The sequence below is a fragment of the Xanthomonas sp. 10-10 genome (assembly GCF_040182365.1).
GTDB classification, from domain to species: Bacteria; Pseudomonadota; Gammaproteobacteria; order Xanthomonadales; family Xanthomonadaceae; genus Xanthomonas; species Xanthomonas arboricola_F.
In genome coordinates, this window is sequence record NZ_CP144460.1 from 1,576,705 (window position 1) to 1,592,793 (window position 16,089).

The 16,089-nt window shown below is 66.6% G+C and carries 9 protein-coding genes, 1 other RNA gene and 1 riboswitch; of the genes, 2 read left to right on the plus strand and 8 right to left on the minus strand.

The window, feature by feature from the left end:
• Nucleotides 1-66: 66 nt before the first annotated feature.
• Both VZ068_RS06725 and gcvP read right to left on the minus strand, forming a co-directional pair.
• On the minus strand, nucleotides 67-1,737 hold the full coding sequence (locus tag VZ068_RS06725; RefSeq protein WP_349657231.1) for a carboxylesterase/lipase family protein: 1,671 nt from the start codon (nucleotides 1,735-1,737) through the stop codon (nucleotides 67-69).
• Nucleotides 1,738-2,113: 376 nt separating this feature from the next.
• Complete coding sequence (gene gcvP, locus VZ068_RS06730) at nucleotides 2,114-4,987, minus strand: aminomethyl-transferring glycine dehydrogenase (protein ID WP_349657232.1); 2,874 nt, start codon at nucleotides 4,985-4,987, stop codon at nucleotides 2,114-2,116.
• A gap of 90 nt (nucleotides 4,988-5,077) precedes the next feature.
• Nucleotides 5,078-5,192: riboswitch (glycine riboswitch) on the minus strand.
• A gap of 269 nt (nucleotides 5,193-5,461) precedes the next feature.
• Between gcvP and VZ068_RS06735 the strand changes: the two genes are divergently transcribed.
• Together VZ068_RS06735 and VZ068_RS06740 are read left to right on the plus strand one after the other, a co-directional pair.
• Complete coding sequence (locus tag VZ068_RS06735; RefSeq protein ID WP_259153197.1) at nucleotides 5,462-6,715, plus strand: multidrug effflux MFS transporter; 1,254 nt, start codon at nucleotides 5,462-5,464, stop codon at nucleotides 6,713-6,715.
• Between the two features lie 19 nt (nucleotides 6,716-6,734).
• Complete coding sequence (locus VZ068_RS06740) at nucleotides 6,735-7,139, plus strand: hypothetical protein (protein ID WP_349657233.1); 405 nt, start codon at nucleotides 6,735-6,737, stop codon at nucleotides 7,137-7,139.
• A gap of 257 nt (nucleotides 7,140-7,396) precedes the next feature.
• On the opposite strand, the gene VZ068_RS06745 is transcribed toward VZ068_RS06740, so the two are convergent.
• From VZ068_RS06745 to VZ068_RS06770, 6 genes are all read right to left on the minus strand, one after another.
• Nucleotides 7,397-7,463: non-coding RNA, sX9 sRNA (locus VZ068_RS06745), on the minus strand.
• Between the two features lie 76 nt (nucleotides 7,464-7,539).
• Nucleotides 7,540-9,474, minus strand: a complete 1,935-nt coding sequence (locus VZ068_RS06750; RefSeq protein ID WP_349657234.1) for an XVIPCD domain-containing protein — start codon at nucleotides 9,472-9,474, stop codon at nucleotides 7,540-7,542.
• Nucleotides 9,475-9,605: 131 nt separating this feature from the next.
• Complete coding sequence (locus VZ068_RS06755; protein WP_349657235.1) at nucleotides 9,606-11,624, minus strand: M2 family metallopeptidase; 2,019 nt, start codon at nucleotides 11,622-11,624, stop codon at nucleotides 9,606-9,608.
• A 134-nt stretch (nucleotides 11,625-11,758) separates the two neighbouring features.
• Nucleotides 11,759-13,420: a phosphoethanolamine--lipid A transferase gene (locus tag VZ068_RS06760; RefSeq protein ID WP_349657236.1), complete on the minus strand. Its 1,662-nt coding sequence runs from the start codon at nucleotides 13,418-13,420 to the stop codon at nucleotides 11,759-11,761.
• Complete coding sequence (locus tag VZ068_RS06765) at nucleotides 13,417-14,181, minus strand: phosphatase PAP2 family protein (protein ID WP_349657237.1); 765 nt, start codon at nucleotides 14,179-14,181, stop codon at nucleotides 13,417-13,419. Before VZ068_RS06765 ends, VZ068_RS06760 begins: the two co-directional genes overlap by 4 nt.
• 98 nt (nucleotides 14,182-14,279) lie before the next feature.
• Nucleotides 14,280-16,013: a glycosyltransferase family 39 protein gene (locus VZ068_RS06770; protein ID WP_349657238.1), complete on the minus strand. Its 1,734-nt coding sequence runs from the start codon at nucleotides 16,011-16,013 to the stop codon at nucleotides 14,280-14,282.
• Between the last annotated feature and the right edge of the window lie 76 nt (nucleotides 16,014-16,089).

The following is a 16,089-nucleotide window of genomic DNA, read 5'->3' on the forward strand; positions in this document are numbered from 1 at the left end:
AGCGACGCCGACACTGCGGCACCCGCATCTGCGTCGCCGACGCACTTCGCTGCGGCGACGAGACCCTCATCGTTGACCATCGCCTGTGAGGTCCGGCTGATGCTGTTGCATACGCGACGGTAGCGGGAGTGCAGCAGCCTGTGCATGTGCATCCCAGAACGCGCAGCGGTGCCGCTGTACGAAGTCGGGTGTGGTGCCGATCCTGCGCGGGGACAGTGTCAACGGCGTGTCGCCCTCCAGGCGCGGCCACAGCGGTCGTCCGCCACCGTTGGGATCGCCAGTGCGGGCGAACGCACCCCAATAGTCCTGGAACGTGTTGGAAAACGCCTGTTGCGCGGCACTGAACTGCGGGTCGCCACTGAGCACCCAGGGGCGCTGGAACAGGTACACCAGCTCGGAGGCGTGATACGCGCCCAATGGGCGCGAGAACGGCAGGCGCCACAAGCCGTATGGCGCCTGTGGGTCGTCGAACTCATACGCATACACCGCCACGTGCGTGCGCAACGCTTGCCCGAGGCGGCGCGTGGGGCAGGCGAAGCCGCCGTCGGTGACGATGTCGGCAAAGGCCTCCCAGCGCGATTGCGCCGCGACATCCGCGTAGTGCGCCATGATCGGCGCCGGTGCCGCATACATGCGCTGGACGCGCGCCTCATAGCCGCTGCGCAGCGTCAGCTTGCCGATGTAGGACAGCAGTTGGGCGAACAGACGCCCCTCGTCGCGGTTGTTGCCGAGCAGTACCGGGACCTGCACATGCTGCGCACCGGCAATCGCCTCGGCGGGCGCCAGCGGCAGCACATCGCCGCCTGCCATCGGCGCCCAGGCGTCGCTGCCGGTCAGGCCGCGGCGTTGCGGTGTTGCATCGGCCAATGCGTCGGCAGGAAGACCGCGCAGGCAGGCTGCAGCATCTGTGTCATCTGTGCATCCCAGCGCGTGCGCCATGCGGGTGCCGCCGCTTTCGGCCTGCTGGCGTGCCACGCTCGAATCGGCGGCCAGGCAGCTGCCGCTCTGCAGGATCGCGCGCTGAAACAGGCCGCGCGCGCCCGGCGAGGCGAGCTGGTAACAGATGCTCCATGCGCCGGCGGATTCACCGAAGACGGTGACGTTGTGCGGGTCGCCTCCAAAGGCGGCGATATTGCGTTGCACCCAGCGCAATGCGGCCTGTTGATCGAGCAATGCATATGCCCCTTCGCCTTCTTCGCGCAGACCCGGATGCGCGAAGAATCCGAAGACCCCCAGCCGGTAGTTGGGCGCCACCACGATGACGTCCTGCCGCGCCGCCAGTGCACTCAGGTCGTAGTCGACATTGCTGCCCAGCTCCAGCGCGCCGCCGTAGATCCACACCATCACTGCGCGCGGATGTGCCGGCGCCGGGCCGGGCGGGGCGTAGATGTTCAAGGTGAGGCAGTCTTCGGAGAGGTTCTTTTGCCCGAAGCGATAGCGCGACAGGCAGGCTGGTCCTGCTTGCGTCGCCTCGCGTATATCCTTCCAGGCCGTTGCCGGCTGCGGCGCGCGAAAGCGCAACGCGCCCACCGGCGGCGCGGCGAACGGCACGCCCAGAAATGCCTTGCCTTGTGCGCTTGCCGCACCGCGCACCACGCCCGCATCGGTGCGTACCAGCTCGGCACGCGCATCGGGCGCATGCACCAGTGCCGGCACCTCGCCGGGGCGGCGCGGTGCGCAGCCGATCAGCAGGCCGGTTGCCAACAGCAAGGTGCCGAGATGTTTCAGTGCAGGCATGTGCAGGGATCTGCCATGTGGGGAGGGCATTGGCCATCATGCCCATCACACGTGTAGGCGAGGCAAACGCACGTGCCGTGCGTGCGCGGCATGCGTTGGGAGCCGCGTTCTGCGATGGCTCTGAAACAAGCCAGTGCAGGCGCACACCATCTGCAAATGCGATGTCGATACATGCTGGCCGCTGCAGCGGCGGTTCTGGTAGCGACCGTGTCGCTGCCAGCATGTCGCTGCAGCGCGTTCGGTGGTGGTGCTGCCACCGGCGTTCGGTGGCCGTCGATGTCGCCCTCTCGCGACTGTGGCTCGCATCGCATGACGCAGCAAAAAACCCAGCTGTCTCACCAGCCGGGTTCGATGGTGACCGTCTCTGGTCTGTCAGTCAGGCCTCGGCGTCTTCCTTGTACGCATCCACCGGGATGCAGGCGCACATCACGTTCTTGTCGCCGTAGACGTTGTCCACGCGTGCCACCGGCGGCCAGTACTTCTGCTGCTTCAGGCTGGGCAGCGGGAAGGCGGCCAGTTCGCGCGGGTATGCGTGGGCCCACTCGCTGGCCGACACCTGCGTGGCGGTATGCGGGGCGTGCTTGAGCGGGTTGTCGCCGCGGTCCAGGCGGCCGTCTTCGATGGCGCGGATCTCTTCGCGGATCTGGATCATCGCGTCGATGAAGCGGTCCAGTTCATGCTGCGATTCGCTTTCGGTCGGTTCCACCATCAAGGTGCCGGCGACCGGGAAGCTCAGCGTCGGCGCGTGGAAGCCGAAGTCGATCAGGCGCTTGGCGACATCTTCGGCGCCGATGCCGCTGGTCTTCTCCAGCGGGCGGATGTCGAGGATGCACTCGTGCGCCACCAGGCCGTTGCGGCCGGTGTACAGCGTCTTGTAGTGCGGCGCCAGGCGCTTGGCGATGTAGTTGGCGTTGAGCAGGGCCACCTGGGTCGCCTTGCGCAGGCCGGCGCTGCCCATCATGGTCACGTACATCCAGCTGATCGGCAGGATCGAGGCCGAGCCGTAGCTGGCCGCGCTGACCATGCCGACGTCGCCTTCGCCGCCCAGCGTGCGCGGTAAAAACGGCGCCAGGTGCGACTTCACCGCGCACGGGCCCACGCCCGGGCCACCGCCGCCATGCGGAATGCAGAAGGTCTTGTGCAGGTTCAGATGCGACACGTCCGAGCCCCACTTGCCGGGCTTGGCCACGCCGACCAGGGCATTCATGTTGGCGCCGTCGGTGTAGACCTGGCCGCCATGCGCATGCACGGCTTCGCAGATCGCCACCACGTCCTCTTCGAACACGCCGTGGGTGGACGGGTAGGTGATCATCAACGCGGCCAGACGCTCTGAGTACTTCTCTGCCTTGGCGCGGATGTCGTCCACGTCGACGTTGCCGTTGGCATCGCACTTGGTCACGACCACGGTCATGCCGCACATCTGCGCCGAGGCCGGATTGGTGCCGTGCGCCGATTCGGGAATCAGGCAGATATCGCGGTGCGCCTCACCGCGGGAGCGGTGATAGGCGCGGATCGCCAGCAGGCCGGCGTATTCGCCCTGCGCGCCGGAGTTGGGCTGCAGGCTCACCGCGTCGTAGCCGGTGCATTCGACCAGCATCGCTTCCAGCTCGTCGATCAACTGCGCGTAACCGGCCGACTGCTCGGCCGGCGCCAGCGGATGGATCGCGCCGAATTCCGGCCAGGTCACCGGGATCATTTCGGCGGTGGCGTTGAGCTTCATCGTGCAGCTTCCCAGCGGGATCATGGTGCGATCCATCGCCAGGTCCTTGTCGGCCAGCGAGCGCATGTAGCGCAGCAGTTCGTGCTCGCTGTGGTGGGTGTTGAACACCGGGTGTGTCAGGAACGCGCTGCTGCGCAGCAGGCCTTGCGGCAACGCATCGGCGGTGGCGGCGTCGAGCGCGTCCACATCCGCCTGCGCCCCGAACAACGCGGCCAGTGCGACCACGTCGGCGCGCGTGCTGGTTTCATCCAGGCTGATGCCGACCGCTTCGCTGTCGATCGCGCGCAGGTTGATGCCGGCCGCACGCGCCTTGGCATGGATGGCATCGGCATCGATCGCCTTGACGTGCAAGGTGTCGAAGAAACGCTCGCCCACAGTGACGCCTGCGCCGCGTAGCGCGGCGGCTAGGATCGCGGCAAGACGATGGGTACGCCGCGCGATGCGGGTCAGGCCCCCGGGGCCGTGGTAGACCGCGTACATCGAGGCCATCACCGCCAGCAGCACCTGCGCGGTGCAGATGTTGGAGGTGGCCTTCTCGCGGCGGATATGTTGTTCGCGCGTCTGCAGGGTGAGGCGATAGGCCGGGTTGCCGGCGGCATCGATCGACACGCCGATCAGCCGGCCCGGCATCGAGCGCTTGTAGGCATCGCGGCAGGCCATGAAGGCCGCATGCGGGCCGCCGAAACCGAACGGCACGCCGAAGCGCTGCGAGTTGCCGACCACGATGTCCGCGCCCCATTCGCCGGGCGCGGCGATCAGGGTCAGCGCCAGCAGATCGGTGGCCACTGCCACCAATCCGCCTTGCGCATGCACTGCCTCGGCCAGCGCGGCGTGATCGCCGATATGCCCGAAGCTGTCCGGGTACTGCAGCAGCACGCCGAAGCACTCGGCCTGCAGCGCCTCCTCCGGCGTGCCGACGCGCAGCACGATGCCCAGCGGCTCGGCGCGGGTGCGCAGCAGTTCCAGCGTTTGCGGGTGCACCGCGTCGTGCACGAAGAAGGTCTCCGACTTCGACTTGGCCGAGCGCTTGGCCAGCGTCATCGCTTCGGCCGCGGCGGTGGCTTCGTCCAGCAGCGAGGCATTGGCGATCTGCATGCCGGTCAGATCTGCGCACAGGGTCTGGAAGTTGATCAGCGCTTCCATGCGGCCCTGCGAAATTTCCGCCTGGTACGGCGTGTAGGCGGTGTACCAGGCCGGGTTTTCCAGGATGTTGCGCAGGATCACCTTGGGCGTATGCGTGCCGTAATAGCCCTGGCCGATAAAGGTGCGCTGCACCTGGTTCTTGCTGGCGATGGCGCGGATCTTGGCCAGCGCCTCTTCTTCGGTGATCGCCTCGGGCAGCGCCAGCGCCGCAGGCGACTTGATGTTGCCCGGCACGATGGCGTCGGTCAGCGCATCCAGCGAGGCGTGGCCGACCACGCCCAGCATCTGTGCGATTTCTGCGTCGTTGGGGCCGATATGGCGTTCGACGAACGCACTGTGGTGTTCGAGGTCGCGCAGGGAAGACGTGGTCTGGGACATGGCGGGCATCCGGGGCAGGGGGCAGACGATATGGTCGACAGCCACCGAACCGGGGTGACGCGCGCAGCGCATCACCTCCTGTCGCAGCGACAGTCTTCCTCGCGCCCCTCTGTCCTTTTGCCTGAGAGTTTAAGAATGCGGCATGGCGCTGGGCCTGCCTGCGTTCCGTGCCCCTTCGGCGCCGGCATCGGCCGGTCTCTCCAGAGTTGTACTGCGGATGGTATCGGGCCTGAGCGATTACGGGCTGTTGCGCCTTCGGCAGCGGCAGTGCCGCTTCTCCCACCGTGTTGCCGGGGCGATTATAGCGTGGGTGCATGCCGCCGGCGCATCCAGCGGGCCAGGCCTGCGCAGGCTGCCGCACTTGCGTTCGCTTAACCTTGCAACGGCGAGCGCCTATCATCGACGCCCTTGTGCCCATCCCGACACTGGCCCCAGGCCAGCGCCGGCGTGCGTCCCCCGATGCACCACGTTTCGGATCCCTGCATGACCCCCACCACGCCTTCCACCCGTCGCATGGCGCTGCTGCTCGCCGGGCTGGCGATGTTCGGTCCGTTTTCCATCGACACCATCTTCCCGGCGTTCTCGCGGCTCAGCCGCAGCCTGGCGGTGGACCAGGTGGCGATCCAGCAGACCATCAGCATCTACCTGCTGGCCTACGGGGTGATGAGCATCGCGCACGGGCCGCTGTCAGATGCCTGGGGCCGCAAGCGGGTGATCCTGGGCGGGCTGGTGCTGTTCATCGCCGGCTCGATCGGCTGCGCCCTGTCGCAGGATCTGCCCACGCTGCTGGCATTCCGCGCGCTGCAAGGCCTGTCGGCCGGCGTGGGGATGATCGTCGGGCGGGCAGTGATCCGCGACCTGTTCCATGGCCCGGATGCGCAGCGGCTGATGAGCCAGGTCTCGATGATCTTCGGCATCGCGCCGGCGATCGCGCCGATCATCGGCGGCTGGATCCTGCTCAGCGGCGCCGGCTGGCCGCTGATTTTCTGGTTTCTGGTGGTGTTTGGACTGGTACTGCTCATCGCGACCATGACCTGGTTGCCGGAGACCCACCCGGTGGAGGCGCGCACGCCGCTGCAGCTCAAGCGCTTGCTGCACGACTACGTACGGATCGGCTTCAACCCGCGCTTCCAGCGCCTGGCGGCGGCCGGTGCGTTCAATTTCGCCGGCATCTTCCTGTACATCGCCTCCGCGCCGGTGCTGATCATGCAGCACCTGCATCTGGGCGAAGGCGACTTTGCCTGGTTGTTCATTCCCACCATCGGCGGCATGACGCTGGGTTCGTTTTTGTCAGGGCGCATGGCCGGCCAGATGAACCCGGTGCGGCAGATCCGCATCGGCTTCATCTGCTGCGGCGTGGCGGCGCTGGCCAACCTGGGCTACACCATGGCGGCGGCGCAGATCGCGCTGCCGTGGGCGGTGCTGCCGATCTTCCTGGCCGGTGTCGGCATGGCGCTGATCTTCCCGATCCTGGCGCTGGCGGTGCTGGACATGTACCCGCAGCAGCGCGGCCTGGCCTCGTCGCTGCAGGCCTTTACCCAGCTCATGACCAATACGGTGGTGGCCGGGGTGCTGTCGCCGCTGCTGAGTGAACACCCGCGGCATCTGGCGATCGGCATGACCGGTTTTTTCCTGCTGGGCTGGCTATTCTGGCGCTGGGAGCGCCGCAGCGGCCGCCGTCTGCGGCACCGCCAGGCCACCGAGGCAGTGCCGCTGGAGCCGGCCGACCATCTTTGACCCCTACACAGGAGCCCGCATGTCCACCGATTCCAAGTTGCGCCGCGATGCCCGCAAGCGTGCCGCCGAGCGCCAGCGCAACCAGGCCGCCGCCAAGGCCACGGCCGAATCGCCGATCGAGGCGCATGCCGAACTGCGCGACCAGCAACGCACGCTGCTGGCCGGCATCGTCCGCCGCGACGGCGAATGGGTGCTGGGCATGGACGGCCGCATCGCTGGCGAGAGCACCAGCGCCGCGCAGGTGTTGACGCTGATCATGCGCGCCGCCGAACTGCACGAGCGCCAGGGCACCCCCGTGCGCCTGACCTATTCGGACGCGCTCAAGGATGCCGCGCATGCGGAGGCCCAGGCCGGTGGCATGGAGTTCGAGCAGTTCAAGGCCAGGTTGAGCGAACGCTTGCAGGGCGGCGCGAAGCTCAACTGAGTCGCCCCCGCGGCGTGCCTTCGCCTGCCCGGGGGACGCGGCGTTGTGGATGGATCAATCGGGCTGCCGTGCCTGCGGGCCTGCAGCAGGCCGGCCTCGGCTGTGGCGGGTAGGCGCTGCGCTGCAGATGCGTGGCGCAGCGTCACCGGCGCGCCAGCCGATCAGCGTCCCCTACCCGGTACGCTGGGCCAACACCGCCGGTTGGCCACACTTGCGATCGAGCTCTTTCGATCTGCGAAGTCGGTGCGACTGAGCGCGGCTGGCACGACGTAGCGAGCAGTCGTCAGGTGGGCACGGAGGAACCGGCGTGTACGAGTGGTGCATGCCGCACCGAGCACCGGCCGTGCCCGTCTGGCGGTGAGCACCGCGGGTTCGTTGGCTGCGCACAGGTGCGCCGTCCTCAGCGCGCCTGTGCCTGCCGCTGCGTTTCCTGCTGCGACACCTGCGTCTGCGCCGCGGCATCGCGCTGCGTGCCGGTTTCCAGCGCCTGCAGGCGTTGCAGGCTGGCTGCGACGGGCTCCTCCTGCAAGGCCTTGGCATCGAAGCTGCCCCGCAGATGCGCGGGCGAGTCGAGTGCTCCCTGCACCACGAAGCCACGTGCAGGATCGTTGCCGAGCAGCACGTGATCGACCCGCTGCAAGCCATTCTCGCGTGCGGCCACCACCGACCCCAGGGCCAGGCGTTCGCTGTCCATCCCGGCCGCCGGGCCCGGTGCCGCTTGCAGGCGCCCCACGGCCGCAGTGCATTGCTGCAGCAGGGCATGATCCGGGTGCGTTGCATCGCGCGGGTCCGGGAGCGCCGGGGCGGCGTCGGTCGGTCGCGGCAGAACGGTGGCATCGATACGCTGCAGCTGGCCGTCGTACGTGCCGTCGGCGCCGTCGGCGATGCGCTGCAACCGCTCGGCGAACGCATAAGGCGATCCACCCACGTTGCGGGCCATCGCGATCGCAAACTGCTCGGGCGACTGCGCCGGGGCGTTGCGATCGCCCACCAGCGAGGTCAGGGAGCTGCCGCCGATTCTGCTGGCGTCGACGCTGGCGCGGGTCTGCTCCAGCAGCGCCTGCATCTGCCCCTCGTTGAATTCCAGCGTGGTCTTCTGCCCTGGTGCGATCGCGCCGGTGCCCGTCATCTCGCCGTTCAACGCGCTGTTGAGGGTCTGCGCGATCGCCTTTTCCTCGCTAGCCTCGTTGCGCCCGCCCAGGCGCTGCAACAGGCCCGGCGCGGCCACATCGCCATCGATCTGGAAACGGTAGCTGCGCTGGTCCACGCGTTCGGTCTGATTGCCGTCGTACTGGCGCACGATCGTCAGCGGCACGTTGTCGCCGTATTGCAGCTGTTGCACCAGGGTGTAGCCATCCTGGCCCGGCGTGCTGATGCGTACCTGGCTGCCTTGGTTGCGGTTGCCGGCGACATCGGCGCTGAGCGGGCCCAGTTCCAGCTGCAGACGCTGCTGCGAGCTGAAATTGATCCGCTCCAGCGTCTGCATCTCATCGACGCCGGGCACGCCCGGTGCAAGCCTCCCCTCGCGCACGAATTGGCCCATGGCCGCGCGTGCGCGCGGATCGGCCAGGTCGAACTGCGCGCTGTGCACCTGCGACTGGCCCAGGGAATCGGCGCGCCCGAGCAGTGCCTGCGCCGGTCCGGCCTTGACGCCAAGCGCATTCACCGCCTCGATGGCCGCGTTCGGCCCGGTCACCACGCGCACATGGCGCTCGTCGACGCGCTCGATCATGTAGCTGCGGCCGTTGGCTTCGGTGATCTGGCTCTGCGCGGTCAGCGATCGCAGGCTCGCCGAGGATTCGCGCTGTACGAAGGTCTGGGTATCCATCACCGCGCGTGCGCCGATCGGAAGGCTCTCCGGCTGCAGTGGATTGACCTGTCTGGCGGCCTCCAGCGGCTGGTCGACACCGGGCAGCGTCAGTGCGTAGCGCATGCGCTGCCCGGCACTGGCGCCGGCCTCGATGCTCAGCTTGCTGTCGCCAAGCTTGGACTGCAGGCGTTGCTGCAGGCCGGTCTGCGCGTCGGCCTCAAGGCTGAAGGTGGTGGTCTTGGCATCGGCATCGCTGAGAACGCCTGCACTCAGCGAGCCGCCGTGGCGCAGGCTGGTCTCGCCCAGCGGCTGCGTCAGGCTGCCATTGCCCTGCTCGCTGGTCTGCGCATACTTGGCCGACTGCTCTGCCGGGTTGACCGAAACGGTGCCGCTTCCCAACTCCGCCGCGTACTCGCTGTTGGGGCTGCTGTAGGTCGGGTCGAATGCGCGATCGTTGGCATCGTCGATGAACTGCGTATTGCGGTCCACATCGCGCACGTCCGGGCCGGTGGATGCATTGCTCATTGGATGCTTCCTGCATGCTGCGGCTGCGCAGCGGGCGCGCAGTATATCGCCAGCGTTTTAGGCGTTTATCAAAGGAATGTTATGCGGCGGCCGAGGCAACGGCCGTCGCATGTCGCAGCGAAAGCGGCGCCTCAGTGCAGCGTGGCAGGCGCAGACGCGTTGTTCGCGGCAGCAGGCGCAGTGGCTTGCCAGCCGCACAATTGGCCTTGATTTTGCTGCTTGAGCCATTCGCTCATCGGTGCGAAATATTCCAGCATCGGGCCGGCGTCGAGTTTTTCGTTGCCGGTGAGTTCCTTCAGCGTGGTCTGCCAGGGCTGGCTCGATCCACGTTGCAACATCGACCAGAATTTCTGTCCGGCGTCCTTGTTGCCGTAGAAGCTGCACTCGTACAACGGGCCTTGCTGCCCGGCCGCATCGCACAGGCCCTTGTAAAACTGGAACTGCAGGATATGCGCCAGAAAATAGCGCGTGTACGGCGTATTGCCCGGCACGTGGTATTTGGCGCCGGCATCGAAGAACTCTTCGCCGCGCGGGGTGACCGGCGCCACGCCCTGGTATTTGGCTTTCAGTTCCCACCAGGCCTGGTTGTAGCGCTCGGGTGGAATCGATCCATCGAACACGCCCCAGCGCCAGCGGTCGATCATCAAACCGAACGGCAGGAAGGCAACCTTGCTCAAGGCCATGCGCATCTGCGAATTGATCAAAGCTTCGCGCCCGGCCTGCTGTTCGCCGACCATGCCGATCGACTGCAGATACCTGGGCGTCATCGCCAAGACGATGGTGTCGCCGATCGCTTCGTGGAAGCCGTCGTTGGCGCCGTTCTGGAACAGCGGCGGCAGCGGGTTGTAGGCCAGGTCGTAATAGATGTGGCCGAGCTCGTGATAGATGGTGGTGAAGTCTTCTTCGGTGGGCTTGATGCACATCTTGGTACGCACATCGGCACCGATGTTCTGGTTCGGTTCGCCGCCCATGTTCATGTCCCATGCGCTGGCATGACAGACCACATCGCGGTCCAGGGGCTTGATGAACTGCGAGCGTTGCCAATAGGTATCGGGCAGCTTGGGCATGCCCAGCGACGTGTAGAAATCCTGCGCGCGCTCGGTCATCTGTCGGGCGGTGCGCAGTTGCGCCTCGCGCTCGGCATTGAAGCGTGCGGCCGTCCCGCCGTCGCCAACGGTGTTGCGCGCCAGCACCGCGCTCAGGTTGCCCTGGTACTGTTTTTCCAGCGCAGAAGTGATGTCCAGATCGCCGGCGCCGGGGTAGGGCTGCAGCAGATCCCACAGATTGCTCCAGTCCTGCTGCCACATATTGCCCATCAGATGCGCGGGCAACAGGCCGCCGGCCAGCTCGCCCTTGTCCTTGCCGTATTGCGTATCCAGCTTGCCGCGCGCGTAGCACTGCAGCTGCGCATACAGCGGCTTGACCTGCTCCCACAACCGGTCGGTCTCGCTGGCCAGTTGTGCCGGCGGCATGTCGTAGCCGCTGCGCCACATCACCCCGACATCGGCAAAGCCATTGCCGCGCGCACCTTCGTTGGCCAGCTCGACAAAGCGCTGGTAATCCTTGCGCATCGGCTGGGCGGTGCCATGCCAGCCCTGCCAGGCATCGAGTTGTTCGTTGTAGTCGCGGCTGCTGGCCAGCACCTGTTCCAGCTCGCCGAGCTGGCGGCAACGGCGTTGTTCGCCATCGCCCACGCAATAGCTTCCTGCGCCGTAGTCGCCTTCCATCTTGGCGGCGATGCGGGTGAGTTCGGCAAGCTTGGCCGGGTCGCGCGGTGCCGGCAGGGCGCTCATCAGCTTTAGCAGCTGCAGTGCGCGTGCGCTGTCGGCCGACATCGGCGTGCCCGCGTAGCGCCTGGATTGTTCGATCCAGCGATCCAGCTGCGCCAGCGAACGCTCGTTGGCCTTGGCCGCCAGCAGCTGCGAGTCGCCGTTGATATAGGTCGAGGACAGCCACTGCGCGGCGGTGACTTCCGGGTAGGCGGCCTTGTACTCGGCGCTGATGCGCGCAACGAATTGGTCGGCGCTTTCGGCAGGCGCGGCCTTGGTCGCGGTCGGTGTGGCCGGCGGCGCGGGGTCCTTGCGGCAGGCCGACAGCGATAACGTGCCGGCGGCGACAGCCAGTGCCAGCAACAGCAGACGAGGATTCACGGGTGGTCCTTGCGGTGAAGTCCGGCGAAGGCTAGAGCGCGCGAGGCTTCAGGGCAAGCAGTGTTCAAGGCAAGCGTGCCGCTGCCGCTGCCACGCAGCGGCGGCCGATCCCGCCGCTGGCGGTGCCAAAACGCTCAGCCTTTCCCCGTGCACTGCGCAAAGACATCGCGTTCGCGCGCATACGCGCTGGTCTTGACCTGCATCAGGCCCAGCACCGACGGGAACAGCGCATCCTGGTCGGTGTATTGCCCGGCGCGGTGGCGCAGGCAGGCTTCGTCCAGGCCGCGGTCGCGCGCGAATTCCGGCGAAAACCACATCACCATCGGCACGTGGGTCTGCTCATTCGGCGCGATGGCATACGGCACGCCATGCAGATACAGGCCCTTCTCGCCCAACGATTCGCCATGATCGGAGAGATAGATCATGGCGGTGTCGTAGTCGGACAAGCCGCGCAATGCATGGATGGCCTGATTGAGGAAGTGATCGGTATAGCTGATGGAGTTGTCGTAGGCGTTGACGATGTCCTGGCGGCTGCAGCTGCCCAGGTCGGCGGTCCTGCACACCGGCTTGAAGCGCTCGAACTGCGCAGGGTAGCGTTCGAAGTAACTGGGGCCGTGGCTGCCGAGTTGATGCAGTACCACCACGCGGTCGCCGGGCTTGGCACGCACTTGCGCCGCCAGGTCGCGCAGCAGGATTTCGTCCATGCAGCGGCCGTCGGCGCACAGGCCTGGCGTGGTGGCGTCGTCCAGCTTCTGCATGTCCAGCCCCTCGCACACGCCCTTGCAGCCGGACTGATTGTCGCGCCACAGCGTGGAAATACCGGCATGTTCAAGCACGTGCAGGAACGACTGGTGGCCGCGGATCATGTCTTCGTTGTAATCGCGGCGGCCGAACGGCGAGAACATGCAGGGCACCGACACTTCGGTGCTGGTGCCGCACGAATGCATGTCCGGGAAATTGATCACCCCTGCCTGCGCCAGCTCCGGCGTGGTCTGGCGCGCATAGCCGTTGAGGCCCCAGTTCTGCGCGCGTGCGGTTTCACCCAGCACCAGCAGCAACAGGCGTGGGCGGCTGCCGGCAGCGCGCGGCGTTGCGCTGGCATCGTGTTCGATCGGCTGCTTGGGCGCGCGCTTGATCGGCGACTCGGACTTGAGGTTCTGGCGCAATGCGACGATGTAGTTGATCGGCGTGGCCAGGTAACGCACCTCGCGGTGATTGCGCATCAGCGCCGAAATGTCCTGCGACGACAACATGGTGCCGGCGGCGCCCACCACCGCCACCGCCAGCAGGAATCCCAGCCGTACCAGCAGCGACTTGCCGACACTGCGCGCACGCAGGCGCGTACGCCACAGCAGTATGGTGGGAATCATGAAGTAGCACAGCAGCGGAAAGATCAGCCCCGGCGTCAGCAGCTCGCGCGATTCCTTGTGGTCGGTATGCAACACATTGCGCAGCATGTCCGCATCCAGATAGACGTTGTAGCTGTCCATGTAGTGCGCAGCCAGCGCTGTGGTGAACAGCAGCAGGGTCAGCAGCGGCTTGGCATTCCAGCGCCACACCAGCAGACCCAATAACAGCGCGTGCACGGCGACCAGCAGCGACATCAACGAAATCGCAAACCCGATACTGCCCGGGTGCGTGGCCATCGCCGTGCGCCAGAACAACTGATTGCACACCAACGCGAAAAACAGGCTCGACAGCAATACCAGCGCTTCGGTCGACACGGTCGGCCGGGTACTCCATATCAGCACGCGCGCACTAGTGCGCCCGCGCGGTTCCGGTAACCAGGTGCTCATGCTGCATCCCCCGATGGCAACATCGAATCAGACGCGCGATGCTGCCGAGCCAGCATCACGCAGTACAACGCCAGTGCCGTCAGCCAGCACACTGCCAACGACCATACATCGTGCGAGAGAAAATGCGCGCCACGCAGTTGCTGCGCAATGCCGAAAACGAGACCTGCCAGCAACCCGGTCAACAAACCTGGGACGCGCCACGCAGGACGCAGCGACAACCCGCAGAAATACAGCGCAACCCACGCATATCCGGCACTGGCATGGCCGGCCGGAAAACAACCGGACGCGGCAACGCCCTGGCGCGATTCGAATAGCCCGATCATTGCCTGGGTGCCGCCATACCGGCTCAAATCCCAAGGGCAATCCATCGCCGTCCACGACTTGAGCAACGACACCAGCGAGGTCGACAAGGCGACCGATGCGGCCAGATAGGTGAGCGGCCAGCGCAGTTTGCGCAGGCGTGGCCTGCACCAGGCAGCCACTGCCAGAATCACGACGCTGACACCCGCCGCCGTGCTCAGCCGTCTGCCGATGCGATGAATCACGCCACTGGTGAACCAGTGGTCCTTCAGCAGCCAGTGCCCGCCTTCCAGCCGGTACAGCACATCGGCGATCCATTGGTCGCCGCCGGCACCCATCAACAACGCGCTGAGCAGCAGCACACCCGTCAGCGGCATCCACAGATGGCGCGCAAGAAAGCGCGCCCGCACATCGGGGGCGGTGTGCGCCAGGACTGGCGCATGGACGGGAAGCGTGCTCATCGGGATGTCGGCCTGTGTCATTGCCCGGCATCTTCGAAACCCGGATGTCGGAGAGCGGTCGGACCGGAGTTGCCCAGCCGTTAATCGACACCGAGCATTCAGTCTGGATCGCCGTCGCTACCGGTCTGTTCGGTGTCGGACGCAGTGGCGGTGCAACCGGCATGCCACGCGGTGCCCGGCACCAGTTGCCATTGGTTGCGATTGGATTCGCCGATATCGATGCGTTGTGCCGGATCGATGCATGTCGGTACAGCCTGCTTGAGCACGAACAGCCAGCGTTTTTCCGGCGCCTGCGCAAGCCACGGGCCTGCCTTGTCCCATTGCTGCTGCCAACTCGCCTTGAAGCCGAAGTCGGTCACCGCGCGGTCGGCCTGCAGCAGGTTCTGCTCGCGCCAGGCCAGCATGCCCAACTCGGCGTCCGGGCCGATCCGCTGGCCAACGCGCTGCATCAGCCGCGCCGACGAACTGTAAGGATCCAGTGCCGGCATCAAGCCAAGGCCGTAAACGATCCACAGCGCCGCCGTCATGACCACTACTGCGGTGCCCGCACGCCGGCCGCGCGACCAGGCCACCACGGCAAGGCCGACGATGCCAAGGCCGATCAGCCAGAACCCTACCGACTGCAACGACGCCAGCTCCATGCCGCGTTTCAGCGCGGTGTTTTCGGCCCAATGCAGATGCAGCGCAATGCCGCCACCCAGACTCAGGCCGGCGAGCGCAAGCAGCAACACATAGCCGGTGAGCAGCGCACGCACACCGCGACGGCGCAGCAGCCCGGCCAGCAACGGCGCCGCCACCATGCACAGCGCTGGCAGCATCGGGAAGATGTAGACCTCGCGTTTGCCCGGGCTGGCACTGAAGAACAGCAGCACCAGCACGCTCCACGCCAGCAGCAGCACATAGCGCGGGTCGCCGCGGCGCAGCCGGCGCCACCATGCCGGCAGCAGCCACGGCAGCAACAGGCAACCCGGCAGCCACAGCGTGGCGATCACCTGCAGGTAGTACCAGAACGGTTTGACATGGTGCCAGGCGTGCGCATAGCGCGTGCCGGTCTGCTTGAACAACAACTCGTGCGCATAGGCGTGCAATTGCGGGTTGTCGCCATGCAGCAGCGCGATGCCCAGCGGCCCCAACCACACCGCGGTGCCAGCCAGAAAGGCCGGCAGTACCAGGAACCAGCTGCGCCCGGCCTGCGCACGCGCCGGCAACACGCTCCAGTGCCTGCGCGGCAGCGCCATCCACGGCAGCAACAGCAGCAGCGGCAGGAAACCAACGCCTTTGGTCACCGTGCCGACGCCGGCGGCAAACACCCCCAACGTCCACGCGCGCCAATCCGGCCCGCGCAACACATGCCGCAGCAGCCCCCACAGCGACAGCGTGGTCAGCGCCACCAGCACCATGTCGATCTGCGCGCGTTTGGCCATCAGGCCGAACTGCAGCACCGCAAACAACGCCAGCACCGCGTAGCCGGCCACGCGCCGGTTCCACAGCCGGCGCGTCATGTCCCAGGTCAGCCACAGCGTTGCCAGCGCGGCCAGCAGCGAGGGCAGCAGGAACGCGATCGGCCAGTGCGGCACCAGCGCGTGGCTCGCCGCCTGCAGCCACATGAACACCGGCGGCTTTTCCGCGTACAACTCGCTGCCACGGTGCGGCAGCAGCCAATGCCCGCTTTCGACCATGGTGCGTGCGGCCAGCACGAAGCGCGGCTCGTCCGGCGGATTGGGTTGGCGCAGCCCGAGCCCGGCCAGCAGGCTGACAACGATCAGCAGCAACGCGGCAAGCAGCGCGCGCCGACGGGAGAGAGAAGCAGAGCTGGCAGGCGACACGTGCATGCCCCGGTCAAAGGGGCAGAACCATAGCCGGCAAGCAGGTCGGAATTTTGTCGGAATGCGCGCAAAGCCGCCGGGA